At 62.7% G+C, this 24,509-nt stretch carries 22 protein-coding genes and 1 pseudogene; 9 read left to right on the top strand and 14 right to left on the bottom strand.

From position 1 onward, the window contains the following. Window position 1: 1 nt before the first annotated feature. The 4 genes from nadE to EOA78_RS10105 all read right to left on the bottom strand — a co-directional run bounded on the left by nadE (window position 2) and on the right by EOA78_RS10105 (window position 5,313). Complete coding sequence (gene nadE, locus EOA78_RS10090; protein ID WP_127315031.1) at window positions 2–967, bottom strand: NAD(+) synthase; 966 nt, start codon at window positions 965–967, stop codon at window positions 2–4. 14 nt (window positions 968–981) lie between these two features. Further along, entirely contained in the window at window positions 982–3,717 is a 2,736-nt protein-coding gene (locus EOA78_RS10095) for an AMP-binding protein (RefSeq protein ID WP_127315032.1), read from the bottom strand. Window positions 3,718–4,050: 333 nt separating this feature from the next. After that, complete coding sequence (locus EOA78_RS10100) at window positions 4,051–4,332, bottom strand: hypothetical protein (RefSeq protein ID WP_164783701.1); 282 nt, start codon at window positions 4,330–4,332, stop codon at window positions 4,051–4,053. A gap of 123 nt (window positions 4,333–4,455) precedes the next feature. Then, complete coding sequence (locus EOA78_RS10105; RefSeq protein ID WP_127315033.1) at window positions 4,456–5,313, bottom strand: 3-keto-5-aminohexanoate cleavage protein; 858 nt, start codon at window positions 5,311–5,313, stop codon at window positions 4,456–4,458. Window positions 5,314–5,407: 94 nt separating this feature from the next. On the opposite strand from EOA78_RS10105, the gene EOA78_RS10110 reads away from it, so the two are divergent. Next, window positions 5,408–6,730: an aspartate aminotransferase family protein gene (locus tag EOA78_RS10110; protein ID WP_127315034.1), complete on the top strand. Its 1,323-nt coding sequence runs from the start codon at window positions 5,408–5,410 to the stop codon at window positions 6,728–6,730. A 12-nt stretch (window positions 6,731–6,742) separates the two neighbouring features. Here the strand turns inward: EOA78_RS10110 and EOA78_RS10115 are convergent, their stop codons facing one another. Further along, window positions 6,743–7,615: a MurR/RpiR family transcriptional regulator gene (locus tag EOA78_RS10115; RefSeq protein ID WP_164783702.1), complete on the bottom strand. Its 873-nt coding sequence runs from the start codon at window positions 7,613–7,615 to the stop codon at window positions 6,743–6,745. A 116-nt stretch (window positions 7,616–7,731) separates the two neighbouring features. On the opposite strand from EOA78_RS10115, the gene EOA78_RS10120 reads away from it, so the two are divergent. Together EOA78_RS10120 and EOA78_RS10125 are read left to right on the top strand one after the other, a co-directional pair. Beyond that, complete coding sequence (locus EOA78_RS10120; protein ID WP_127315036.1) at window positions 7,732–8,715, top strand: TAXI family TRAP transporter solute-binding subunit; 984 nt, start codon at window positions 7,732–7,734, stop codon at window positions 8,713–8,715. A gap of 181 nt (window positions 8,716–8,896) precedes the next feature. Continuing rightward, window positions 8,897–11,389, top strand: coding sequence for a TRAP transporter permease (locus EOA78_RS10125; protein WP_127315076.1), 2,493 nt, complete (start codon window positions 8,897–8,899; stop codon window positions 11,387–11,389). A gap of 49 nt (window positions 11,390–11,438) precedes the next feature. Here the strand turns inward: EOA78_RS10125 and EOA78_RS10130 are convergent, their stop codons facing one another. The 5 genes from EOA78_RS10130 to EOA78_RS10150 all read right to left on the bottom strand — a co-directional run bounded on the left by EOA78_RS10130 (window position 11,439) and on the right by EOA78_RS10150 (window position 16,303). Beyond that, window positions 11,439–12,488: an L-idonate 5-dehydrogenase gene (locus tag EOA78_RS10130; RefSeq protein ID WP_127315037.1), complete on the bottom strand. Its 1,050-nt coding sequence runs from the start codon at window positions 12,486–12,488 to the stop codon at window positions 11,439–11,441. After that, window positions 12,485–13,891 carry a TRAP transporter large permease gene (locus EOA78_RS10135; protein WP_127315038.1) on the bottom strand — a complete coding sequence of 469 codons (1,407 nt, stop codon included), beginning with the start codon at window positions 13,889–13,891 and terminating at the stop codon, window positions 12,485–12,487. The genes EOA78_RS10130 and EOA78_RS10135 overlap by 4 nt, the downstream gene beginning before the upstream one ends. A 3-nt stretch (window positions 13,892–13,894) precedes the next feature. After that, the gene (locus EOA78_RS10140) at window positions 13,895–14,467 is read right to left on the bottom strand and encodes a TRAP transporter small permease (RefSeq protein ID WP_127315039.1); all 573 of its coding nucleotides are present in this window, start codon (window positions 14,465–14,467) and stop codon (window positions 13,895–13,897) included. An 80-nt stretch (window positions 14,468–14,547) separates the two neighbouring features. After that, on the bottom strand, window positions 14,548–15,522 hold the full coding sequence (locus EOA78_RS10145; protein ID WP_029352646.1) for a sialic acid TRAP transporter substrate-binding protein SiaP: 975 nt from the start codon (window positions 15,520–15,522) through the stop codon (window positions 14,548–14,550). A gap of 61 nt (window positions 15,523–15,583) precedes the next feature. After that, window positions 15,584–16,303 (bottom strand): FadR/GntR family transcriptional regulator, encoded by a 720-nt coding sequence (locus tag EOA78_RS10150; RefSeq protein ID WP_127315077.1) that lies wholly within the window; start codon window positions 16,301–16,303, stop codon window positions 15,584–15,586. A 338-nt stretch (window positions 16,304–16,641) separates the two neighbouring features. Between EOA78_RS10150 and EOA78_RS10155 the strand changes: the two genes are divergently transcribed. The 4 genes and pseudogenes from EOA78_RS10155 (at window position 16,642) to EOA78_RS10170 (ending at window position 20,210) form a co-directional block, all read left to right on the top strand. Beyond that, window positions 16,642–18,639: a DUF4396 domain-containing protein gene (locus EOA78_RS10155; RefSeq protein ID WP_127315040.1), complete on the top strand. Its 1,998-nt coding sequence runs from the start codon at window positions 16,642–16,644 to the stop codon at window positions 18,637–18,639. A gap of 26 nt (window positions 18,640–18,665) precedes the next feature. Then, window positions 18,666–18,761, top strand: a pseudogene (locus EOA78_RS10160) (DedA family protein); the annotation flags it as partial. Between the two features lie 84 nt (window positions 18,762–18,845). Further along, a complete protein-coding gene (locus tag EOA78_RS10165; protein WP_127315041.1) occupies window positions 18,846–19,706 on the top strand; it encodes an exo-alpha-sialidase in 861 nt (286 codons plus the stop codon). Between the two features lie 78 nt (window positions 19,707–19,784). Next, window positions 19,785–20,210, top strand: a complete 426-nt coding sequence (locus EOA78_RS10170) for a c-type cytochrome (RefSeq protein WP_245477448.1) — start codon at window positions 19,785–19,787, stop codon at window positions 20,208–20,210. A gap of 19 nt (window positions 20,211–20,229) precedes the next feature. Here EOA78_RS10170 and EOA78_RS10175 read toward each other — a convergent pair whose 3' ends face one another. Then, the gene (locus EOA78_RS10175; protein WP_164783705.1) at window positions 20,230–20,760 is read right to left on the bottom strand and encodes a Crp/Fnr family transcriptional regulator; all 531 of its coding nucleotides are present in this window, start codon (window positions 20,758–20,760) and stop codon (window positions 20,230–20,232) included. Between the two features lie 69 nt (window positions 20,761–20,829). Between EOA78_RS10175 and EOA78_RS35910 the strand changes: the two genes are divergently transcribed. After that, window positions 20,830–21,018 carry a hypothetical protein gene (locus tag EOA78_RS35910; RefSeq protein WP_164783706.1) on the top strand — a complete coding sequence of 63 codons (189 nt, stop codon included), beginning with the start codon at window positions 20,830–20,832 and terminating at the stop codon, window positions 21,016–21,018. Beyond that, complete coding sequence (locus tag EOA78_RS10180) at window positions 20,987–21,406, top strand: periplasmic heavy metal sensor (protein WP_164783707.1); 420 nt, start codon at window positions 20,987–20,989, stop codon at window positions 21,404–21,406. The genes EOA78_RS35910 and EOA78_RS10180 overlap by 32 nt, the downstream gene beginning before the upstream one ends. A 38-nt stretch (window positions 21,407–21,444) precedes the next feature. Here the strand turns inward: EOA78_RS10180 and EOA78_RS10185 are convergent, their stop codons facing one another. From EOA78_RS10185 to EOA78_RS10195, 3 genes are all read right to left on the bottom strand, one after another. After that, window positions 21,445–21,771 carry a c-type cytochrome gene (locus EOA78_RS10185; RefSeq protein WP_245477451.1) on the bottom strand — a complete coding sequence of 109 codons (327 nt, stop codon included), beginning with the start codon at window positions 21,769–21,771 and terminating at the stop codon, window positions 21,445–21,447. Window positions 21,772–22,105: 334 nt separating this feature from the next. Next, entirely contained in the window at window positions 22,106–23,587 is a 1,482-nt protein-coding gene (locus EOA78_RS10190; protein WP_127315045.1) for an ATP-binding protein, read from the bottom strand. Beyond that, the gene (locus EOA78_RS10195) at window positions 23,584–24,303 is read right to left on the bottom strand and encodes a response regulator (RefSeq protein WP_065009610.1); all 720 of its coding nucleotides are present in this window, start codon (window positions 24,301–24,303) and stop codon (window positions 23,584–23,586) included. The genes EOA78_RS10190 and EOA78_RS10195 overlap by 4 nt, the downstream gene beginning before the upstream one ends. Between the last annotated feature and the right edge of the window lie 206 nt (window positions 24,304–24,509).

Genomic DNA, 24,509 nt, shown 5'->3' on the forward strand with positions numbered 1-24,509 from the left:
GTCAGCCCTCGCCCATGGCAGTGGTCGGCAAAGGCCGTGCGTGAAGATAGCGTGCGGCACGCCGTTTGCTGTCGATGTCCTTGAAGACTTTTTGAACCTGGGCCGCGGTGAGGCCGGCAGCTGCGGCGACCTCGTCGACAGAAATTCCGTGGTTCAAGCCGTAGAGGCATAGATCCATCAGATGATAAGGCAGCGCGAAATAGAATTCCTCCTGACTCTGGGCCATGGAGAAGGTGTCCGTGGTCGGCGGCCGCCGCCGGACCTCTTCATCCACCCCAAGGTATTCAGCCAGCTGGTAGACCTGGGTCTTGTAGAGGTGGACGATTGGCATCAGATCGGCAATTCCGTCGCCCTGCTTGACGAAAAAGCCTTGGTCATGCTCCAGGCGGTTTGGCGTACCTGCAACGGCATAGTTGAGGCGGTCCGCATGGTAGTACTCAGTCATCTTGCGCAGGCGCTGCTTGTAGTTGGTTGCAGCAACGATCTGCAGATAGGCTGCCGGCGACAGACGCACCGTATCGGTCTTGCCCTCGGGATCCTGAACCGTGAGGCGTGTGATGTTGAGACCGTTGCTCTCGAGGACCGACGCGAGCACGAGCTTGCATTTCCAGCCGTCGCCATACTGGGGAACGACCGTCTGGATCGCTTCGATCTGTCGGCGATAGGCGCCGACGGCCTCAAGTGCTGGTGCTAGGTCTTCCAGGACCGTATCGATGCCAAGCTGGGCTGCGACGCTGCGGCCAAGCCTTAGCGAATCGCCGGAGGAATGGCGCTCCGGCATGAATATCCCCAAGACCTTGTCTTTCCCGAACGCGCGTGCGCACAACGATGCGACAACGGAACTGTCGACACCCCCGGAGAGGCCGACAACCACGCCACGACGCCGCAGCGTGCCAAAAACCTGCTCGCGCAGGATCTGAACGATGCGATCGACCTCCGCGCGAGCATCGAGCACCAGCGTGCCCATGCTGAATTGTGAGATCAAGTCGATGGTCCGTACTCCCGTTTGCGAAGCTCAGCCGCAGAATAGGTTTGCTTCAACGCATTCTCGATGAGTGGCCGGTTGGTCGCGAGATAGGGCTCTGTGACCATATCGAAGTGACTGCCAACGACCGGAATCACATCCAGACGCGCGAAAGCGCCATCCCACCCTATGGCCAGAGGCATATTGGGCCGAGCGCAGCGGAAGAGGATTGCAGTGATAGGCAGCGTCGGTCTGGGTATCGCCAACCACTGGTAGAAAGCTCGCCCCCGCAACTGCCCCTGCAGTTCCAGTTTGGTTCTGAAGCTCGTCGCGTTGAACTCGTCCTGGGCATAGCGATCGAGGATGCGGGCGAGCTGCGCCTCGAAGCCCGTTTTGACAGCGACTTTTGCAAGGAAGCGGCAGACCATCCGGTCAGCGGTCACCCGATTGGTCCGGATCCGCTGATATGTGCGGACAATCATCCCCCAATAGGTGCTCCGCTCGCCGAGGAGACTCGTGTCGAGGATTCCCAGGAACTTCACAGTTCGCCCCTCGGCCAGCAGCCGCGCCGCGACCTCGAACGCGACGGCGCCACCGAGTGAATGGCCGAGAAGTCGCACGTGACCCGCAGGCTGGGCGCGGCGGATCTGCTCGACGGCGGCGTCGGCCATGTTGGCGACGGTGTTTTGGCCGCGCAATATCATAGCCAGGGCAGGGTACCTGATGGGGGCTACTCGGGCGACCTTGCCCATCGCGGCTGCAAAGGCAGCGAGGCTCGGGCCATAGCCGACCGAGCCCGGGAACAGGAAAAGAATTGGCGCGTCGTGCGCCTGCGCGCGCGCGGGCTGGTCGCCTGCTTGTGCCGACACGACCGCCTTGACCATTTCGTCCGCGCTCATACCGACCGTGAAGCCCTCGAGACTGAGTTCCTGCCCGATGGCGCTTTCGATTTCCATGACGCATTGCAGCAGCTTCAGCGAATCTCCGCCTGCGTCATCCCAGCGGCCTGCGGCGACGCGTGTATTGAGGATATTGTTCCAGGCATGCTGCACTATCCGGTGAACGGTCGGTTCGCTCGTATTGGACGGCTGAGCGGCCGGGGCGATCTTCCTGGCTGAAAGATCGATCTCCGCAAGCGTAGCCATGTCGACCTTGCCGCCCGGCAGACGCGGAATCCCCGCGATCTTGTGGAGCCGCAAGGGACACAGCGGCGGCGGCAGCTTCGTTCTGACAAGCTGGCGAAGCTCGTCCGAAAAGGCTGGCCCCGCCCATGGCTGGGGAATGGCGAATGCAACAAGCTCATTTGCCGCCGTCACAATTGCAACGGCATCCTCCACGTCAGGCTCGTTACGCAACACCCGTTCGAGTTCGGCAGGCTCGATACACCGACCATTGATCTTTATCTGGCGCCCCTTACGTCCGACGATCCGCAGCAAGCCATGACTGTCAAGTTGGACGAGGTCACCCGTCGCGAAGATCCGAAGATCCGGGTCATCCGGATCCGATTCCGCCGGCACGACGGCGCCGTTCTCCCAATGGCCCAGCAGGACATACGGGCTTCTTATCAGGAGCTCTCCGCTCTTGCCCGGCTGAACGCGGCGGCCTTTTTCGTCGACAATCGCGAACGCCAGTCCTGGAAGCAGCCAGCCAACCGGAACCGAGGCGCCTTCCTCCGGCCAGTCCTGCGGCAAGAACCATTGCGACCCTGTGGTCTCGGTTGGCGAGTAACCAATCTGGATGAGGCAAGTGCTCGAAACGACCTTGCGCAGCAGGGCGATATCGCTCCATGACACCGTCTCTCCTCCGATCCGGGCCACTCGGAGCGAGCGGAAGGCGTCAGCAGGTGTGTCCGCCATGAGTGCGCGGAGCAAGGCCGGAACCAGATAGGTCACCGTCACGCCTTCGGATTCTACCAGGCGTTGGACCGCCCGCAGGCCGATGGCTTCGAGCTCGGCGAGATGCAAGGTGGCGCCGGTCAGAACGGCAGCGAGAACCTCCCGGCAACCGGCGATCGTGGCGGGCGCGGTCAAGGGCAGGAAAACATCATCCGAATTGATGTGGCATGCGTCGACATATTGCTGAACCCGCCACAGCAGGCTGCGCTGGCTGTTGACGACGCCTTTGGGATGGCCAGTGCTGCCTGAGGTGTAGAGTACTATCGCGGGCGCGTCGACCGAGACGGAACAGGACTGGGGTATCGGCTGCACTTGCGGCGTGATGCTGGTAGTCGCATCAATCCAGTGGACATCCTGAGCCAAACCGACAGGGCGAACATTGCCATCGCCTATGACCGCCGAGAGCCGCGCCGCAACGACAATCTCATTGGTTCGCGAGTAGGGATCTCTCGTGTTGAGTGGCACGGAAGGCCGCCCAACCGCCATGCTCGCCAAGATAGCCACCGGGTACCAGGCCGAGTTGGCCTGAAGGATCCCGATCGCCTGCCCGTTGGGAACGACGGCCCCAATACGGTGGGACAACATCTCGACGGCTTGGAAAAGCTGGGAATACGTCAGACGAGTGGTGCCGTCGCTGATCGCGAGTTTGTTGGGATATTGCTTGGCGACGTCTCTCAGGTGATCGAAGACGGTAACGTTCGCAAAATCGACGCCCATGCATTGATAAGGGCGCAGTACAGGACCGCCCTGATCAAGTGCGTAATCCGGGACGTTTGACCACCTGCGGGAGGCCGCTGGCTGACAATCCGCCCCTAGATCCAGACGTGCCTTTTCTGATCCCAAATATGCCGGAGACATGAGTGGCTCACGCTAAGATTAAGGTCACTTATCGCCCCCGGCCGAAATCTTTTCATCGATCATTCTGATGATGCCCCGATCTTCGCCAAACGGCCGCGGTTGCTCACTTTGGCGTCATCTCGTGCTGCGGACGCTTCGCGTCCACAGGAGGCTCACGGCGCGCAGGCGATCGCGCCTGACAAACCGGCCAGCGCCGCCGCTATTGGCTTAATTCGTACTGTCGCGGTCCTGCGCGATAATCGGCAATGTGGCAGTAGGCGCCCCGCTGTCAGTGGTCGCGAAGTCGTCAGGAAATTAGAGCGATACAGCTAGGAGCAGTTCCGTGGATTGAGCTTACCCGGCTCTCTGATCAGTTTTTTGGGCTTTTCTTGGTTTACCTGGTGCTTTCGTCGGGCCACGCTCGCTGGTGTCGGAGTCTCCGTCGGAGACAAAGCAGTATGCAAAGATATGTCCCCGGTTCTCGTCGGTTACTCGGATCCAATCCTTTTCCCACGTTCGGAGGGTAACATGTCGATCTGTCGACATGGCGGCGGCTTTGAAAGGGCTCGGCGCGTTGATGATACGCACCGCGATCACGTCATCGCCCTCCATTTGTTCGACGAGGTATGTCTGCATAAAGGCCTCCCCAGCGCCCATTGCAACCTTAACGTCAGCCAAAGATTTCGGTTGCAGCGTAGCAACGAGATTTTTGACAAATGTGACGAACCGACGAGGCTGTTCAAGGCGTGCGGGTAGGGGTTAACGCTGGATCGACCAAGCGGCGCGCAGGTCGTCGGCTTGGGCGGTCCTGACGCCGCAAGCAGTCAGCGCGCCTTTGGTCGCCGTTACGAGCGCAGCATTGTCCTTGGCGGTTGTACCGTCGGCCAGAGTAAAATTGTTCTCGAAGCCGACGCGGGCATGACCGCCCAGCAGCGCACCGGCCGTAACGCAAGCGGTTTCTTCCCGACCGAAGGCGCAGACCATCCAGTGCGCGAAGCGCGGGCGGTCATGCGCAAGGAACGGAAGCAAGTCGGCTGGTCGCGAAACCTGGCCTGGCGTGTAGCGGCCGAGCACATAGAGCACCGGGATGCCATCAAAAGGCACCAGCCCGCGCTGCTGCATGGCGGCTAGGGCCGACGTCTCTTCGGGCGCGTAGAGGATCATCTGAGGGGCGATCCGCTCGCACTTCAGCCACCACAGGAACTCCGCGAAAGCGGACTCATGGGCAGCGTCTGGCACCAGTTCGCGCAGCGCCAGCGAAACCGCCTCAGGGCGGGTAGCGCGCACCACCGCCATCTGCTCGGCCGGCTGGTATCGGCCGACCGCTTCGCTGGTGATCTGGATGATCAGCCGCTCGCCCACCGCATCGCGTATCGCTTTCGTCGTCTCGCGATAAGCGTGCGCGTCGAGCAAATGGCCGCCGTCGCGATCGCGGACATGCGCATGGATCATAGCGGCGCCCGCCTCGAGGCAGGCGGCGGCGGTCCGGGCCAGTTCCTGGGGGCCGATCGGCAGGGCAGGGTGGTCTTTCTTGTCACGCCGACCACCATTCGGCGCAACGGCGATTGCCGTCGGCGCGATAAGTCCGGGGCCGGTCACGTCCCTGTCGACGGTCATAGGTGCAGTCCAATTGTTTCAGTATTGCGCACTATGTAACATATGTTGCATGATAGGGTCGCTCCAAATCGCGCAATCGTCAATCGAGGAAAGCATGACACACATCCTGCATCGCCAGATCCACGCGACCCTGCCCGTCGCGATAGGCGGCAAGGGTATCGAACTGTTCGACCGCGATGGCCGCGCCTATATCGACGCTTCAGGCGGCGCGGCGGTTTCCTGCCTCGGCCACAGCCATCCCGACGTGACGGTCGCGCTCCACGCACAGGCCGACAAGCTCGCCTATGCCCACACCAGCTTTTTCACCAATGAGCCGGCCGAGACATTGGCCGACAAGCTCGTCTCCGGGGCGCCACAAGGTATTAGCCACGCCTATTTCGTGTCCGGCGGCTCCGAAGCGGTGGAGGCGGCGCTCAAGATGGCACGGCAGTTTTTCGTCGAAGGTGGCAAGCCCGAGCGGCGAAACGTCATCGCCCGCCGACAGAGCTATCACGGCAACACGCTCGGCGCTCTCGCTGCCGGGGGTAATGAGTGGCGCCGCGCCCAATTCCGCCCGTTGCTGATCGACACGCATCACATCGAGCCATGCTACGCCTATCGCTACCAGGAAGCCGGTGAGAGTGAGGAGGCCTACGGCCTGCGCGCCGCCCAGGCGCTCGAGGACAAAATTCTCGAACTCGGTCCGGACACCGTCATGGCCTTCGTCGCAGAACCTGTCGTCGGCGCGACGGCAGGAGCGGTGCCCGCCGTCCCCGGCTATTTCAGGCGCATCCGCGAAATCTGTGACCGCTACGGTGTGCTCCTCATTCTCGACGAGGTGATGTGCGGCATGGGCCGCACCGGGACGCTGCATGCGTGCGAGCAGGACGGTGTCGCGCCCGACCTGATGACAATAGCCAAAGGGCTCGGCGGAGGCTATCAGCCCATCGGTGCGGTGCTGCTGTCGCGCCGCATCTTCGACACTTTCGCCGAAGGTTCCGGCTTCTTCCAGCACGGCCACACCTATATGTGCCACCCGATGGCCTGCGCGGCGGCGCTTGCCGTCCAGGAGGTGATCGCTCGCGACGATCTGCTCGCCAATGTTCGGGCGATGGGAGCACATCTTTCGCAGCGACTGGGCGAGCGGTTCGGCAACCATGCCCATATCGGCGACATTCGCGGGCGCGGCCTTTTCATGGGTGTGGAACTGGTCGAGGATCGTTCGACCAAGACGCCCTTTGACCCGAAGCTGAAGCTCAATGCGAAGATCAAGCGCGAGGCAATGGCGCGCGGACTGCTGGTCTATCCCGCGGGAGGCACGATCGACGGCGTGCGCGGCGATCATGTGCTGCTTGCGCCGCCATTCATCGTAGACGCCGCAGCAATCGACGCGATTGTCGAACGACTCGGCGACGCGCTAGACGCTGCGGTGGCATAGCGCCAGCGCCCCTCATTCCGGCAGATAGGCCCCGAACGCCTGTAACTCCAGTTCCGTCTCCCTGACACGAGCCGCGGCGGCCGGCCCGCTGCGCGCCAGCATCGTTGCAGCCAGCGCTTCCACGATAGCCATAGCTGCGGCTACCGACGGGAAGAAGGACGGGCTGTCGGTAGAGAATCGCAAGGTAACGTCGGCATGCCGCGCGATCGGAGCAGCCATGCTGTCGACGATCGCGACAATCGGAACGCTGTGTCGTTGCGCAGCCTCCATCACCGGCCCGAGTTCACGCGAATAGGGCGAAAAACCGATCGCGACGACCGCTTCCCTCTTTCCAAGCGCTGCGAGTTCCGCCTCCATCGCACCGCCGTCGCCGCCGAGCAGCGTGACGTCGCGCCGAAACATCCGGCAGAGGTAGACGAGCGCGTGGGCGGGCGCGCGGCAGCTTCGGAACCCGGCAACACGTATGCGCTGTGCCTTCCCCAGTATCGCGCAAGCCGTTGCTATTTCTTCGCTGCCGTTGGCCGCTTCGGCCGCCGCCAGATTGGCAACGGTCGTCCTCAGCGATTCAGCGAAAATCGCGTCCGACCCGCGCTTGACAAGCGCATCGGCCCTTGCCGCGAAAGGCGCCTTTCCGGAGCGCAGCCGGTCCTCGAACGGCTTGCGCAGGGCCGCCCAGTCACCGAAGCCCAGCCGCCGCGCCAATCGCACGAAGGTCGTCGGTGTCACCTCTGATCGCGCGGCCAGAACCCGCATGGAAACCAGCGCCACCTCGTCGGGATGATCGACCAGGAATCGCGCCGCCTTGCGCAGTTCTGAGCTCAGTTCGGGGAGTTCGGTCAATATGCGCGCCAGAAGCGCATCGAAACCCATCTCCCGCGTATTCATTGTAACAAGCATTTCCCTTGATTGATAAAGCGCAACAATCGTAGCATGTATCGACGTGCCTTGACACTAAAACACCGGACGGCGCGATGGCACGCAAAGTACCAAGGGAGAACCAGATGAAACATGCCCGGACTGCACGCCACGGAGCGCAGATCGCCGCCTTGTCGGCCGCGCTGCTGTTTTCGGCCAGCGCAATGGCGCAGCAGAATTTCGTTACCATCGGGACCGGTGGCGTCACCGGCGTCTATTATGCCGCCGGCGGCGCTATCTGCCGCCTGCTCAACAAGGATCGTAAGACGCATGGCATCCGCTGCTCGGTGGAATCGACCGGCGGATCGGCATTCAACGTGAACACGATCAAGGAAGGCGAACTCGACTTCGGCATGGCGCAGTCCGACGTCCAGTACAACGCCTACAAGGGGCTGGAATCATTCAAGGACGGTGGCGCCCATACCGACCTGCGTGCGGTTTTCTCGATCCATCCGGAGCCGTTCACGGTCCTGGCGCATCCGAATGCCGGAGCGACGAAATTCGAGGACTTCAAGGGTAAACGTTTCAACGTCGGCAATCCCGGTTCCGGGACACGCGCTTCCATGGAACGTCTGCTCGGCGCGATGGGCTGGACGTTGGCCGACTTTTCGCTCGCATCGGAGTTGAAGGCTGACGAGCACGGCCCGGCGCTCTGCGACGGCAAGATCGACGGGTTCTTCTACGGCGTCGGCCATCCCTCCGCGAACATCCAGGATCCGACCACTACCTGCGCTGCCAAGCTGGTGCCGTTGACCGGAGAAGTCGTGGACAAGCTGGTCGCAGAAAATCCCTACTACGCCAAGGCGGTGATCCCGGGCGGGCTCTATGCCAACAATCCCGACGATACCGAGACTTTCGGGGTGCTCGCCACGCTGGTCACCTCGGCCAAGGTTCCTGACGAGAGCGTCTATCAGCTGACCAGGGCGGTGTTCGAAAATTTCGACGAGTTCAAGTCGCTGCATCCGGCCTTTGCCAATCTCGATCCGGCCAAGATGGTGTCGGAAGGAAATTCCGCGCCGCTGCATCCGGGCGCTGAAAAATACTTCAAGGAGAAGGGCTGGCTGAAGTAGGCTTCGTGATCTGACGACAGCCCGGCGGGTCCAGCGGACCCGCCGGACCCATCCGCAACAGGAGGCGTCATTGAGCGAAGTGAAGGCACAACCGGCCAGCGTCGATCTCCAAGAGCTCGAGCAACTGGTCGCGGAGGCCGATACGGGTGGCCGGCGTCCGAGCGGAACAGTCGCTCGAATCCTGCTTTGGGTTGCAGTTTCCTGGTCGCTTTTCCAGCTCTGGTACGCTTCGCCTTTGCCGTTCGTGTTCGGCTTCGGCATTCTTAATGATACGGAAGCGCGCGCCATTCACCTCGGCTTCGCGCTGTTCTTGACGTTCCTCGCCTATCCGGCGCTGAGATCCTCGCCCCGCGATCGTGTGCCGCTGCTCGACTGGGTGCTGGCCGCGGTCGGCGGGTTTGCCGGCGCCTACCTCTTTCTCTTTTACGTCCAGCTTTCCGGACGGCCGGGCCAGCCGACCACGCTCGATCTCGTTACCGGCACTGTTGGCATCCTGTTGCTTCTCGAGGCGACGCGCCGCGCGCTCGGCCTTCCGATGGTGGTCGTGGCATGTGTCTTCATCTTCTACACCTTTGCCGGCCAGTACATGCCGGACGTGATTCAGCATCGCGGCGCATCGCTCAACAAGTTTCTCAACCATCAATGGCTGACCACCGAAGGCGTCTTCGGGATTGCACTTGGCGTGTCGACGAGCTTCGTCTTTCTCTTCGTCCTTTTCGGTACCCTTCTGGAAAGGGCAGGCGCCGGCAACTGGATGATGCAGATTTCCATCGCGCTGCTCGGCCATCTGCGCGGCGGCCCGGCGAAAGTTGCCGTGGTCTCATCGGCTCTCAACGGCGTCGTGTCCGGCTCGTCCGTCTCCAATGTGGTTTCAGGCGGCATCTTCACCATCCCGCTGATGAAGCGCACCGGCCTTTCCGGCGTCAAAGCGGGCGCCATCGAGGCTTCAGCCTCGATCAACGGCCAGATCATGCCGCCGGTCATGGGTGCGGCCGCCTTCCTGATGGTTGAATATGTCGGCATTCCCTATTCGGAGATCGTCAAGCACGCGCTGTTGCCGGCGGTTTTCTCCTACCTCGCGCTGCTCTACATGGTTCATCTCGAAGCGATAAAGGTGGGCTTGAAGACGATCCCGCAGCGTCCGACGCCGGCACGAGAACGGATTTTACGGATGGGGCTGGGACTGTCCGGTAGCGTTCTCGCCGTCTGTATCGGCTATTACGGCATCGTTGCTATCCAGGCTGTCTTCGGTGGGGCCGCGCCGCCGGTGCTCGCAATCGCCGGCGTAGCCCTCTACGTCGCCTCGGTCTGGTATTCCTCGCGCTATCCGGACCTCGCACTTGACGATCCGAACGCGCCAATCCTGGAACTGCCGCGCGCCTGGGACGTCACGCGGACCGGGCTCGATTTCCTCATCCCGATCGCGGTGCTTCTGTGGTGCCTGATGGTAGAGCAGATGTCGCCAGGCCTCTCGGCGTTCTGGGCGACCCTGTCGATCCTCGGTATCGTCGCCACCCGCAAGCCGCTGATGGCGGTATTCCGTAACGAAAACCTCGCCGCCTCAGTGCGTGCTGCCTGGGACGACCTGATCGACGGGCTGGCGCTCGGCGCCCGCAACATGATCGGCATCGGTATCGCCACGGCCACCGCCGGCATCGTGGTCGGCACGATCACGCTGACCGGTCTCGGCCTGATGATGACGGAACTCGTCGAGTTCATCTCCGGCGGCAACGTCATCCTTATGCTGATCCTCATCGCTGCGATCAGCCTTGTGCTCGGCATGGGTATTCCGACCACCGCAAACTACATCCTCGTGGCCACGCTGATGGCGCCGGTGGTGGTCGATCTCGGTGCGCAGGCCGGACTGCCGATCCCGCTGATCGCGGTCCACCTGTTCGTGTTTTACTTCGGCATCATGGCCGACATCACCCCGCCCGTCGGGCTAGCGGCCTTCGCTGCGGCGGCGATTTCCAAGGAAGACCCGATCGCCACCGGTTTCCAGGGCGCGTTTTATTCGCTGCGCACGGCGATCCTGCCGTTCGTCTTCATCTTCAACCCGGCGATGCTGCTGATCGGAGTGGATACCTGGCCTCAAACGATCTGGGTGGCGACGGTTTCGTTGATCGCCATCCTGCTGTTTTCGGCCGCGACCATGAACTGGTTCGTGACGAAAAGCCGCCTGTGGGAAAGTGCGGCCCTGCTTCTCATCTGCTTCACACTGTTTCGACCGGACTGGTGGCTCAATCAGGTGTCGCCGCCTTACGAAGAACTGCCGGCGAGCGAGTTCCTGTCGGCGGTGGGGCAGACGCCGGCCGACGGCCGCATCAATTTCGTCGTCGAGGGGGTCGACCTCATGGGCGAAGATGTACGCAAAACGGTCAACGTGCCACTCGGTGAGCCGGGCGAACCGCTGAAGCGGCTGCGCGACATCGGTCTCACCATCACGCAAGCGGGCGACGCGCTGATGATCAGCAATGTCGCTTTCGGAACTTACGCCAAGCGCATCGGGCTGGAGGTTGGATATGACGTGGTGGCGGTGCTCAGAAAGGCCGACCAGCCCTCGAGCCTCATTCCGATCGGCCTGGCGCTCGCTGCGACCGCCGGCGTTGCCGGGCTGCAGTTTGCGCGGGCGCGTAAGCAGGCGGACAGGAAGGAAACCGGGCCGGCGCGCTGAGACTGCAACGGTTGACAACAGCTGGTGGGAGGCTCCGGGAAAAAACTCCTCAGTCGGCGGTCAGCACGACCTTGACACTCTGCGAGCGGTCGGCGGCCAGGCGAAAGGCATCGCGGGCCGAGGAGAGGGGGCGTTCGGCGGTCACCAGCTTCAGGACGTCTATATCCCCGCCGACGATGAGATCGACCGCCTGATCGAATTCCGCGTCGAAACGAAACGTGCCGTTCAGATTGATTTCCTTGGCCATCACCGCGTTGGCCGCCACCGGGATCTGACCACCCGGCAGATTGCCGACCTGAACGACCGTGCCGCCGCGCCGAACGCTGGCGATCGCCGCCGCGAGGCCCGCTGCCGTGCCTGAAATCTCGAACGCGACATCGATCGCCCCGTGGGACGCGAGCGCTTTGAGCTCCTCGTCGCCGCTGGACAGGTCGATCGTCCTGTTCGCTCCAAGCTTGCTGGCGAAGGCGAGTGGCGCCTCTGCTATGTCGACGACGGTGAGCTCGCCACATCCCTTGAGCCCGGCGGCGAGCATTGTCAGGAGCCCGATCGGGCCGGCGCCGAACAGTATGACGTTGCGGCCGGCAATGTCGCCGGCTCGCGCCACCGCGTGCAGGCTGACGGCGAGCGGTTCGGCGAGTGCCGCTGCCTGATAGGCGATAGCATGCGGAACCTTGACGCATTGCGCCGGCGTGGCATCGAACACGCTGGCAAAACCGCCCTGCATATGCGGCGTTTTCGAAGCCGAGCCCATGAAATAGATGTTTTCGCAGAGATTGGCGCGGCCCTCGGCGCATCGCGCGCAGTGTCCGCACCAGCGCGACGGGTTGACTGCCACGCGATCACCGACGGCAAGTCCCGGTGCGTCCGCGCTGATTTCGACGATTTCGCCGGCGACCTCGTGGCCAAGCACGAGCGGCGATCTGACGACAAAATCGCCGGTTCGCGCATGGCGGAAATAGTGCAGGTCGGAACCGCAGATGCCGCCTGCGCCGAAGCGCACGCGCACCATCCCCGGCGCGAGCGGGCCGAGCGGATCCTCGACGACGCGCAGATCCTCGGGGCCGAACAGCGTCGCGGCGACTGCGCTATCGATCATCGGATCAGTCCCATTTGCGTCGGCAACCACAGCGTGACGGCGGGGATGAAGGTGATCAGGATCAGCGCGACGATCAACGGAACGAGCCAGGGCAGAATTGCCATGGTCGTGCGCTCGACCGACAGCTTGGCGACCCGCGAGAGGACGAATAGCACCATGCCGAGCGGCGGATGGAGGAGACCGATCATCAGATTAAGCGTCATGATCAGACCGAAATGCACAGGATCGATCCCGTAGAGGACCACGATCGGCAGGAGGATCGGAACAAGGATCGTGATAGCGGCGATCGTGTCGAGGAAACAGCCGACTACCAGCATCAGGATGTTCACCAGGATCAGGAACACCCATTTGTTTTCGGTCAGCGATGTGATGAAGACCGAGAAGAGCTGCGCCGCCTGACTGACCGTGAGCAACCAGGCGAAGATCGACGCTGCTGTGACGATGAAGAGGACTGACGCGGTCGTCTCGATCGTGTCGAAACTGGCCTTGGCCAAGGCTGCGAGTGTCATCGTGCGATAGCGCACAAGCCCGAGAAACAACGACCAGATGACGGCGGCCATGGCCGCTTCGGTCGGCGTGAACCAGCCCATGGTCATGCCGCCGATCAGGATGATGGGTGTCATGAGCGCCATGACGGCGGAGAAATCGAAATACCAGTCGCAGGCGATCAGGACGACGAGCGCGATGCCAACGGCAATATTGAGCGACAGTCCCATCTCGACAAGGGCATAAACGGCCAGCGGAAAGCAGCATACGACGGCCACCTCGATCGAGGCGGCGGCGAGTCGATTCAATTTGAACGGCGTGTCCGAACCCCAGCCCCGGCGATGGGCGAAGATCGCGACCGTCACCATCATCAGCACCGTCATGACGACGCCGGGCAGGATGCCGGCCATGAACAGCGCACCGATCGAGACGTTGGCCATCATGCCGTAGATGACGAAGGGCAGCGACGGCGGGAAGATCGGACCGAGCGTCGAGGACGCCGCGGTGACGCCGACGGCCGCCTCCACGGGATAGCCGTGGTCGCGCATGGCCTTGATCTCGATGGTGCCGATACCGGCGGCATCGGCAAGGGCTGCGCCCGACATGCCGGCGAAGACCACCGATCCGACGATGTTCACCTGGGCGAGACCGCCCTTCATCCAGCCGACTAGCGCCAGCGCGAAGGAATAGATCCGCCCGGTGACGCCGGCGATGTTCATGAGATTGCCGGCGAAGATGAAGAACGGCACGGCAAGCAGCGGAAAGCTCTCGACACCGGCGATCATGCGCTGCGCGGCAATGATGTCGGGCGCCACGCCATAGAAGACGAGATAGAGCAGCGACGACACCGCCATCGACACAGCGACGGGCACGCCGACCAGCATCAGGACGAGAAAGGCCCCGATCAGAAGCAGCATGGCCTATTCCCCCAGTCCGTCGAACGCGGCGGGGCGCTCCAGCGCCGAGTAGCCACGGCGGATGTTGCCGATGAATACCTGTATGGCGCGCAGCATCATCAGCACGAAACCGGCGAAGACGGCGTAGAAGACGACGTTGCGCGGCAGGTTGATGGTGACCATCCGCTCGCGGTGGACGATCCCGACATAGCGCCAGAGGAGCCAGGACATATAGGCGAAGAAGCAAATGGTAATCAGATTGACCGCGAGCGCCAGGTAGCGCCCCACCCTAGCGGGGAGATAATGATAAAGCACATCGACGTGGATGTGGCGCGTGGTGCGTGTGCACATGACCGAGCCCAGGAAGACCACGACGACGAGGCAGTTGATGGCGATCTCCTCGGTCCAGGCAAAACTGTTGTTCATGACGTAGCGCGTGAAGAACTGCAGGAACACGCAGAACGACATGCCCGAGAACACGGCGAGCGTGACCCAGTCTTCCACCGCGTACCGCGACAGATCGACGGGCGCGGTTTCTTCCTCGAATGCATGCGCCAGTTCTTCGGGGGTAACCTGGGTGTGAACCTCTTGGGTCATCGGCAAGCTCCTGACACCGTTGGGACAGCGGGCTCAACAGACCCGGCGCGCATGTCGCGCCGGGCCCGGATTGATGCGGGTTACTTGACGGCGCGGATCGCTTCCCAGTCTTCCTTGCGGTAGCCGAACTCCTCGAACGTCACCTTCTCCATCACGTTCTTTTCGAAATCGGCGCGATCGACTTCGGTGACGGTGAGACCGCGCTCCTTGAAGGTCTCAACCAGGGCCTTCTCGCGATCGACGATGATCTTCGTCGCTCGTGCGGCGGCTTCCTGCATCACCTCGGTGAAGATCGCCTTGTCCTCGTCCGATAATTGCGACCAGCGCGATTGCGACACGATCGTGTTGAGATGGTCGACGATGTGTCCGGTCAGGATAATATGCTTTTGCACTTCGTAGAACTTCTTGGCGTCGATGGTCGTCAGCGGGTTTTCCTGCGCTTCCACCGTGCCCTGCTGCAAGGCGAGATAGACCTCGGCGAAGGCGATCGGCGCGGTGTTGGCGCCGCAGGCGCGCGGCATGGCGAGATAGGCCGGCACATCAGGCACGCGGATCTTCAGGCCCTGCATGTCGGCGCATTTTTCGATCGGCCGGTTGGAGGTCGTGTGACGGGTGCCGTAGTAGGTGGTCGCCGTGATGTGATGGCCGGACGCTTCTTCGTAGCCGCCGGTCAACTCCTTGTATTTGTCGCTCTTGGTGTAAGCGAGCAGATGATCGGCGTCGCGGAAAGTGAACGGGAAGTAAGTCACGCCGATCGGCGGGAATTCGCGGGCGGCGAAGCTCGATCCGGAGATGATGATGTCGACGGTGCCGAGGGTCAGCCCCTGGTTGATGTCGGCTTCCTTGCCGAGCTGCGAGGCCGGGAAGACGTCGATTGTATAGCGGCCGTCGGTGCGCTTCTTGATCTCTTCTGCCGCCCACACGGACTCGGTGTGGAAGGGTTCGGACGTTTCGTAGACGTGAGCCCATTTCAGCGCGGTTTGTGCAGAGGCCGAAGCCATGGGCAGAGCGATTGCGGCGATCGTGCCGAGCAGAACGGCGTACTTTCTCAACATCATATTCCTCCCTGTGATTGGATTTGACTGTGCCGACAGGATCCTCCCGGTCGGCCGACTCCTATCCCGCGACCTCCCTGGCCGCGGATTTCTCACCGAAATTGCGTGAGAATCTCAGTTGAGACTGACGCAGATGTTCCTGCATGGCGGCCTTGGCCCGTTCGGGCTCGCGCGCCGCGATCGCGTCGCGCACCGCGCGATGCTCCTCCGCGGCGGTCCGCCAGGAATCCCTGTTCTCGAAATAACTCGACAGTCGTTCGAAATATGGGTTCATGCGCTGGTCGAAAAGCTCGCCGATGCAGCGCACCAGGACGGCGTTTCCGAGAATGCCCGCCACCATCGTATGGAACTCGCGGTCGAGCGCGATCGTCATCTTGGTCGGGTGAGGTATGTCCTCCATGCGGCGCAGCACGTCGTCCATATGTTCGATGTCGATCGGCCGAACTTGGAGGGCGGCTTCGGCGGCGATCGCCCCTTCGAGGAACTCGCGCGCCCGCAACAACTCGAACGGGCCTTCATCCATCTCTGCGGTCAACACCTCGGCACGCGGCCGGTCGGTGACATAGATGCCGGAGCCGACGCGAATGCGTATCCGCCCCTCGACCTCGAGGGCGATCAGCGCTTCACGGACAGTCGGGCGGGAGATGCCAAGCTGATCGGCCAGTTCGCGCTCGGTCGGCAGGCGATCGCCGACTGCGAACTCGCCGGCGTCGATCAGCTGCCTGAGCTGATCGGCGATCTGTCGGTAAAGTCGACGCGGTTCAACGGCCTGGATCGGCATTGTCACCCAGTTCTACTTCAACAGAATCATCCGGCTGGATCTCGGATCGGTAAATTGGTCTGACCTATTGATGAAAGTGCCGCGAAAAAAGCGGAGAGTCAAGCAGCAGAGAACGCCCATGGAACTCATTCTCGGTGACTTTCTTGGAAACGACGGATCGGCCATGGCTGGACGGCAACTCTTGACCTTCCAGCAACGGGAAGGCTTATCGCGTGGTTTCGCCGGCAACACCATCTCCGGAAGTAGGGGGGTGGCCTATGACGCGGCGCGTTCAAGGAGGCGGCCGAAACAGTCCGTCGCTCTCAGTCAGTGGAGAGAAAACCGACAGGAGTTCTGCAGTGTTCGTACAGCCCGTCGACTACTTTCTTGCAGTCTGGTTCGTTCTAGCGGCCCTCAGCACGGCTTACGTGGCGTGGGATCAGTTCCGCAACAATCCCGAACCCGTGGTGATGAAATGGGGCTTCATCCTGGTCACGCTCTATATGGGGCCGCTGGGGCTGCTGATTTACGTGCTGGCCGACAAGGAGCCGCGGCCGGGCGAACACGAGGCGTTCACCAAGCCGCTCTGGAAGCAAGGCGTCGGCTCGACGATCCACTGCGTCGCCGGAGACGCCACCGGCATCATCCTCGCGGCGGCAATCACCGCCGCGCTTGGGCTGCCGATGTGGATCGATCTCATCGTTGAGTATGTTGCCGGATTCGCCTTCGGCCTGTTCATCTTCCAGTCGCTGTTCATGAAATCGATGATGGGCGGCACCTATTGGGAGAATGTCCGCAAGAGCTTCATGCCGGAGTTCATCAGCATGAATTTCATGATGGCGGGAATGGCGCCGGTCATGAGTTTCCTGATGATGGGCAGCGACATGCGGGCCATGGAACCGACCGAGCTGCTGTTCTGGGGCGTGATGTCGTTCGGTGTGATCGTTGGATTCATCACCGCATATCCTGCCAACGTGTGGATGGTGGTCCGTGGCCTGAAGCACGGGCTGATGACCGAACGCGAACCGGAATTCGACAAGGCAAGGGAAGGCAGGCGCGAGCACGCGCATGGCGGCGCGGAAGCCGAGGCAGCGGGGCTCCGTCACGCTCACGCGCGCCTCGACGAACATGCCAACCCCAGACATGGCAACGCAGGCGGTAACCCCGGGGCCGGCTATCATGGATCCGGCCATGGCCCCTCCCATGGCAATGGGGGAGCGCGTGGTTCGCATGTCGGTCACGGCATGGAACCGGATGCAACTGTGCCGCAGCTTGCGGCCGTCGGCGGCGTGTCCGTGCTCGCGCTGGCGCTGGGCATGGTCGCTCCGGCAAATTGGGTGAACCTCACCCTCAGCGCGCGAGACGTAGGCGGCGCCATCATGCCGCCCGGCATGATCATGGACCGCGACACGCCGGCTGCAGCGATGCTGGACATGGCCGCCGTGCATCCTCGCGAAGTTTCCGCGAACTATGGCCTAGACGTGCGTGGCGACCGGGAACTGGAACCCAGGATCGAGGCCGGCGTGAAGATATTCGACCTGGAGACGTCAGTCATCCGCTGGGCAATCCTGCCAGACGTCAACGTCGACGCCTATGCCATCAACAGTCAGGTGCCGGGTCCGCGGCTCCACCTCCGGCAGGGGGACCGGGTGCGTATCAATGTGACGAATCGTCTGCCGGAGAGCACGACCATCCACTGGCACGGGCTGATCCTGCCGAACGAAATGGATGGCCCGGCCGAGATCACGCAGGAGCCGATCCCGCCCGGCGGCAGCTACCGATATGAATTCACGGCGGGCCAGTCGGGGACCTACTTCTATCACTCGCATGATCATGTCGATCGCCAGCAGGCGCTCGGACTCTACGGCGCGCTCATCATCGATCCCGCCAATCCCCAGGATCAGATTGCGGCCGACCACGACTATGTTATCCAGCTTCAGGAATGGCTGATGCGGGAGGGCCTGACTTTTCCGTCGATGCCGATGGACGGCGGACAGCCGAATTATTTCACCATCAACGGCCGCGCCTATCCGTCAACGGACACGATCAGGATGAAGGTCGGCGAAACTCTGAAAGTCCGCTTCATCGGCACCAACAACGGCTTCATTCATCCCATGCACATCCATGGTGGTCCGTTCGAGGTTGTCGCGCGGGACGGCGAGACAATTCCGGAGTCCGCACGTTTCCTTGCCGACACCGTCAATGTCGGACCAGGGCAGCGCTATGATGTCGTCTGGCAGGCACGCCGGCCGGGCAAATGGCTGATCCACTGCCATATCGGGCATCATACGACCAACAACAATGTCGAAGAGAAGGGCGGTGGCGGGCTGATGGTCGTGATCGATGTGCAACCCTGAAGCTCGCTCCGCAAGGCGTAACATAGATGGACGTGTTTGCCGTATACGGCGGCCTGTTTCTTGTTGCCTTCACCGCGGCGACCATTCTTCCGGCGCATTCTGAGGCCGCCCTTGCAGGGCTAACTCGCGACGGGTTCCTTCTCGCGCAATCCCAGTCCTGATATCATGCCCGTCATGATGCTTAGGGCGAAGTTGGAGGCGACGAGATGAAACAACTCCTGGGAATTCTCGTAGCGAGTCTGATTGCGGCCACCTCGACCGGATCGGCTGCAGGAGCCGAGGCCGTCTCCGTTTCGCAACTGAAGGAGCATACGCACATCCACGGGCTGGCCGTAGATAGGGAGAATTCCGGCAAGCTCCTGATCGCGACCCACCATGGGCTGTTCCGCTCCGGGCCGGATGGAAAGGCAGAGCTCATTTCGCCGGTGCAGGATTTTATGGGCTTCACGCCGGACCCATCCGACCCGAGGTCGCTCTACGCCAGCGGGCACCCAGCGGGTGGGGGCAATCTCGGATTCATCGCCTCGACCGACAACGGCGCGACTTGGACGCAGGTCGCGCCGGGAGCAAACGGCCCGGTCGACTTTCACCAGATGACGGTCAGCTCGGCCGATCCTCAGGTTCTCTACGGCGCCTACGGCGGCCTACAGGTGAGCCGCGATGCAGGGAAGACATGGTCGGTGGTGGGACTGCTGCCCGAAAAGCTGATCGACCTCGCCGCATCGGCAAAGGACGCCGACACGATTTACGCCGCGACTGAAGGAGGTCTGTCGGTCAGTAGGAATGGAGGCCTGGTCTGGGAAACGGTCGTCGATGGCGCGCCCGTCAGTCTCGTTGAGGTGACGGCCGACGGTTCCGTCTACGCGTTCGTGGTGGGACGAGGACTTGTCCGATCCGCGGAGGCTGCTCTGAACTTCGCGCCTCTTTCCAGCGGCTTGAGTGACCGAATCCTGCTGCATCTCGCGGTCGATCCGGCCGACAAGGATCGGATATTCGTGGCGTCTCACCAAGGTGATATCCTGGCCAGCACCGACGGCGGCGTCAACTGGACCGAACTCGGTCGTTGATGCGGTGACACAGTGGATCGTAGGGTGACTGGAAAGCTGGCGCTGGCGCTTGCTCTCGCCGCCTTGGTGGCGGTCTGCGTGGTTCTTGTTTTCGGCGGCAAGTCGGGCGGGATCCTCAAGCCCGACGATGCGGGTGTCATCGCGCGCGGCGAGGCCGTTTACGTAGCGCATTGCGCCTCTTGCCATGGCAAGAACCTCGAAGGTCAACCGGGCTGGAAAGCGCAGGACAAGGATGGATTCCTTCCGGCCCCGCCCCACGACGAAAGCGGTCACACCTGGCATCACCCGGACACACTGCTGTTCAGGATAACGAAACTCGGCGTCGCCGAAGCCGCCAACCTCACGGATTACAAAACGCGGATGCCAGCTTTCGGGGGACTCCTGACCGACGCCGATATCGTCGCGGCCTTGTCCTATATCAAGTCGCGCTGGCCGGACGACATGCGCCGTCGCCACGACGAACTGAACCGCGTCTTTGCGCGGCGGGAATCGTCCGCACGATGAGCCGCATTGTGGCGGCACATCATCGCCGACGGGCAAGCTCCCGATAAAACGCCTCCGGCGTAACGGCGATCTCCGACGCAACGTGATGCCAGCGTCCCTTGGGCGGCAAGACGCCGCCGTTGCATGCCATCCAGGAACTAACTTTCGCCGCGACGGATTTCAGGGATAATATCTCGGCCCGCGTTCGGGTCCGGTGGACCTCGCCCGCCGAGTGTCGCAGCAGTGAGGAGGCCAGCGCGCGATCGCGTTCGAGCACCGCCTTGGCCCTGGTGATCGACACGGCGCGCACCGTCGATTCCTCGGTTGCCAAGGCGTCGCAATGATATCGATCCGTAAACAGCGAAGCCTCGGCCAGGATCGAAGCAGAGCTGGCACGCTGCAACGTCAGCTGGAACCCGTCAGGAAGTGCCCGGACAAGGCGCAGTTCTCCTGCGGTGACCAGGAAGAGCGACAAGACCGGGTCGTCCATACGAAACAGGACGCTGCCGGCAGGGAGAGATTGCTCGCGTTCCGCGAGTTCGAGGAATCGCTCGAAGAGGAGTTCAGACATGATCGCAATCATGTTTCAGTTCCCGCGGCCGTGTCAAACGTCGCAAGACGAAACGCCGGAGATCGCTCGATGAACCGCATCCCCATTGCCGTGCTGTCCCTCATGCTGACTTTTCTTGCCGTCCCTCACGGGCTGGCACAGCAGCATGGCGACGTCACCCATCGCAAGGCCGCTGAAGGAAAGGATCCAGCCACTTCCTCTTATTCCGGGATTGGAGAAACGCCGCGTGAAAGCGCTCTCGGGCGAGCAGATGGCTGATCTTTTGGTCGGGCGAGGGATGGGTCTGGCGCTGGCGGCCGAACTCAACTCCTATCCGGGTCCGTCACATGTCCTCGAACTGCGGGATGCCCTTGGCGTCACAGATGAACAGGCGTCGCGGACCAAGACGCTGCTGGATCAGATGAAGGCGGAAACCATCCCGCTCGGAAGACGCATCATCGAGAAAGAGACCGAACTGGACCGCTTGTTTTCCGAACGGAAAATAACGTCGGCGCACCTGGCTGAGATGACAAAAACCATCGCCGACCTGCAAGGTGCGCTACGGGCAGCGCACCTGCACTATCATCTCGAGATGGCCGAATTGCTTACCCCTGAGCAGATCCGCCGGTACTCACAGCTTCGCGGATACTCTGGGCAGGTCGATTGAACAGGGCTACGCACGCACCTTTGGTTCATCAGCGGTCACTATTGCGCGACCGCACCTTCCAGATAGCCGATGATCGCGGCGCGCTGGGCGGCGTTGGGAACTCCCACTGTCATCGACGTGCCCGGAACCATCTGGCGTGGCGCCTCGAGGAAGGTATCGAGGGTACCGCCGTCCCAGACGATGCCCGACTCTCGCAGCGCGGCCGAATTGCGGGCGCCCTCGACGCTGCCGGCCGTGCGGCCGATGACGCCCGACAGATGCGGACCGGCTCTGTTCTGGCCGGGCTCCAGGCCGTGGCAGGTCCCGCAGCGCTGCCGGAACAGCCGCTCGCCGTCCGCCTGCTGCGCGGAAGCGGCGTCCGGCATCAGCAGACCGGCGGCGGCCAAGAGCGCAGCCAGGAACGCACGCGCTCGCGTGATGGACGTCACCAGGAATGCGGTCGCAACTCCAGCGGAAACAACGTGGCTGCGTGTCGTGGCTTGTGAATGGCTCATCGGAGGACCTCTGCGGGGCGTTAAGGGAAGGGGCTTGCTGGTGGCCGGAAGATTCCGGCAGGACCGGCCTCTCACCGGCGAGGGCGGTGGCTGGGTTAAGGAAGGCGATCGGGAGGATGCGGGTGGCGACTTTCCCTTCGTTGCGACGACATTGATCGATCGTGGCGCGACAGCGCGGGAGTTCCGATCGCGGGATGGGTTTCGGTCAGACCGGCAAGGACTGCAGTCCGGTCGGAGGGTGCGTCTCAGGCACAGGCGCCGGGGCAAGCTGCTTGGCCATGTCGATCAGCGGCAGCCTGATGACCGCGCGAAGGCCGCTGCTCCGGTTTTCCAGAACGATGTCGCCGCCGTGGTGGCGGGCGATGGCGCGGGCAATTGACAGGCCGAGCCCGACGCCGCCGGTCTCCCGGTTGCGCGACTGCTCCAGGCGGAAGAAGGGGGCGAAAACCTGTTCCATATCGCCTGGCGGAATACCGGGTCCGGAGTCCTCGACCACGATGTCCAGGCTGTCGGCACTCCTGACCAGGCTCACGTTGGCCTGCTCGCCGTAGCGCACCGCATTTTCGACGAGGTTGCGGATGGCCCGGCGCAGGGAGTCCGGCCGGCAGCGATACAGCACCTTGGGCCCGTCGCTGACCGTGATGTTTTGGCCCAGCTCTGCCAGATCGTCGCAAAGGCTGCCGACCAGCGCCGAAAGATCGACGGTTCGCGTCTCCTCCACCGCGGCGTCCTCGCGCGCGAAGGCGAGCGCCGCTTCCGTCATCGTCTGGATTTCCTCGATGGTGTTCAGCATCTTTTCCTGGAGATCGTGATCCTGGACGAACTCCGCGCGCAGCCGGAGCGAGGTCAGCGGTGTACGCAGGTCGTGGCTGATTGCCGCCAGCATGCGCGTGCGGTCCTCGACGAAGCGCTGCAGGCGCTCCTGCATGCGGTTGAACGCCTCGGCGGTCTGGCGGATGTCGTCCGGCCCTGATTCCGGCAGCCGCGGCACGGCCTCGCCGCGGCCGAACAGTTCAGCGGCATTGGCGAGCCGTCGCAGCGGACGCGCGATTGCCTGCGCCCCGAAAATCGCTATGGCGGACAGGATGAGTGCGGTGAGCGCGAGCGATATCGCCGATTGCGTCGTCCAGAAGGCGTTGGGCATCGCCTTGGCGTAGGCGGCATTCAGCCAGGTGCTGTCATCGAGGCGGACGGAAAGGCCCATGCCGTTTGGGGCGGCGTCCATATAAAGAAACTTGGCCGGCCGAGAGAAAGGCCTGCCGTTGCCGGACAAATCCACCATGCGCGGCGGCACGGAAGGGTCGGCGGCATCGACTGCGCTCGAGGCCTGTCCGTTCACGTAGGCGGCATACTTCCCGGCAATCCCGGGCAGCGGCTTGGCGAGCTGGGTCAAGGCTTCCTGTTGCCAGGCGAGGGGATTGTTCGGTCCGCCGTCCGAGGTCCAGAAACGCGTATAGGCCGTGCCGCTGACGTTGAGGATATCGGGCCGAAGCGAGGGCGGCGTGGTGTCCAGCAGAAGCGCAAGCGAGGACGTGCGGCTGACGAACTCGCCCTTGGCCGCCGCGTGCAGGGCCTGTCCGCGCTCGTCCCACGATATCAGGAAAGTGATAGCCTGCGACAGGGCGAGCGCAAGCAGCACCAGCATGAGGAAGCGGGCCGCCAGGCTGCGTCTCCACAACAGCATCATGCCGGGGCCACCTCGGCGGTGAAGCAGTAGCCGCCGCCCCAGTGCGTCTTGATCAGCATCGGACTCTTCGGGTCCGCCTCGATTTTCTTGCGCAGCCGGCTCACCTGGTTGTCGACGGCCCGGTCGAAACCGTCGGCCGAGCGCCCAACCGTGAGGTCGAGCAGCTGATCCCGGCTGAGGACGATCCCGACATGCTCGATAAAGGCGGTGAGAAGGCGGAATTCCGCCGTGCTGAGCGCGACCGCCACGCCGTCGAGCCCGACCAGCTCGCGGCGGCCGACATTCAGCGTCCAGCGGTCGAACCGCAGCGCATTCGATTTGAGACGACCGCGCTGCGGCGGCAGGCTGTGGACGCGCCTGAGCACGGCCTTAATCCGCGCCAGCAGTTCCCGCGGATTGAACGGCTTCGTCAGGTAGTCGTCGGCCCCGATCTCGAGGCCGACGATCCGGTCGATCTCCTCGGCCATGGCGGTAAGAAAGATGATCGGAACGTCGACCGTCCCGCGCACGTGCCGGCAGGCGGCAATGCCGTCCTCGCCAGGCATCATGACGTCGAGGACGATAAGATCGGGCAGGCTGCGGTCGAGCAGCCGCTTGAGCGCGGCCGTGCTGTCGGCGACGCTGACGCGATAACCTTGCTGGGTGAGGTATTTCCCGACGAGGTCGCGGATGTCCCTGTGGTCGTCGACGACCGCGATGTGCTGCGCCGCTTCCATACAATGCTCCAAAGCCGCCGCTGAATAGTCGGCCAGTATCGACGATATCTGGTTTGCGTCTACACGGATGATCACCTTCTGCGCCACGGCGGCAATCTCGCGCGGCATCAACAAAGCGTGAGAAGTGTAACGAAATGTACCAGAGCGCAGCGCCTGCGACAGCTTGCGATGAACTGCCGGTGGTCGGGACAAGGTTCTGCGACAGC

Origin of the sequence: Mesorhizobium sp. M5C.F.Cr.IN.023.01.1.1 (assembly GCF_003997585.1) — a bacterium.
Taxonomy (GTDB): Bacteria; Pseudomonadota; Alphaproteobacteria; order Rhizobiales; family Rhizobiaceae; genus Mesorhizobium; species Mesorhizobium wenxiniae.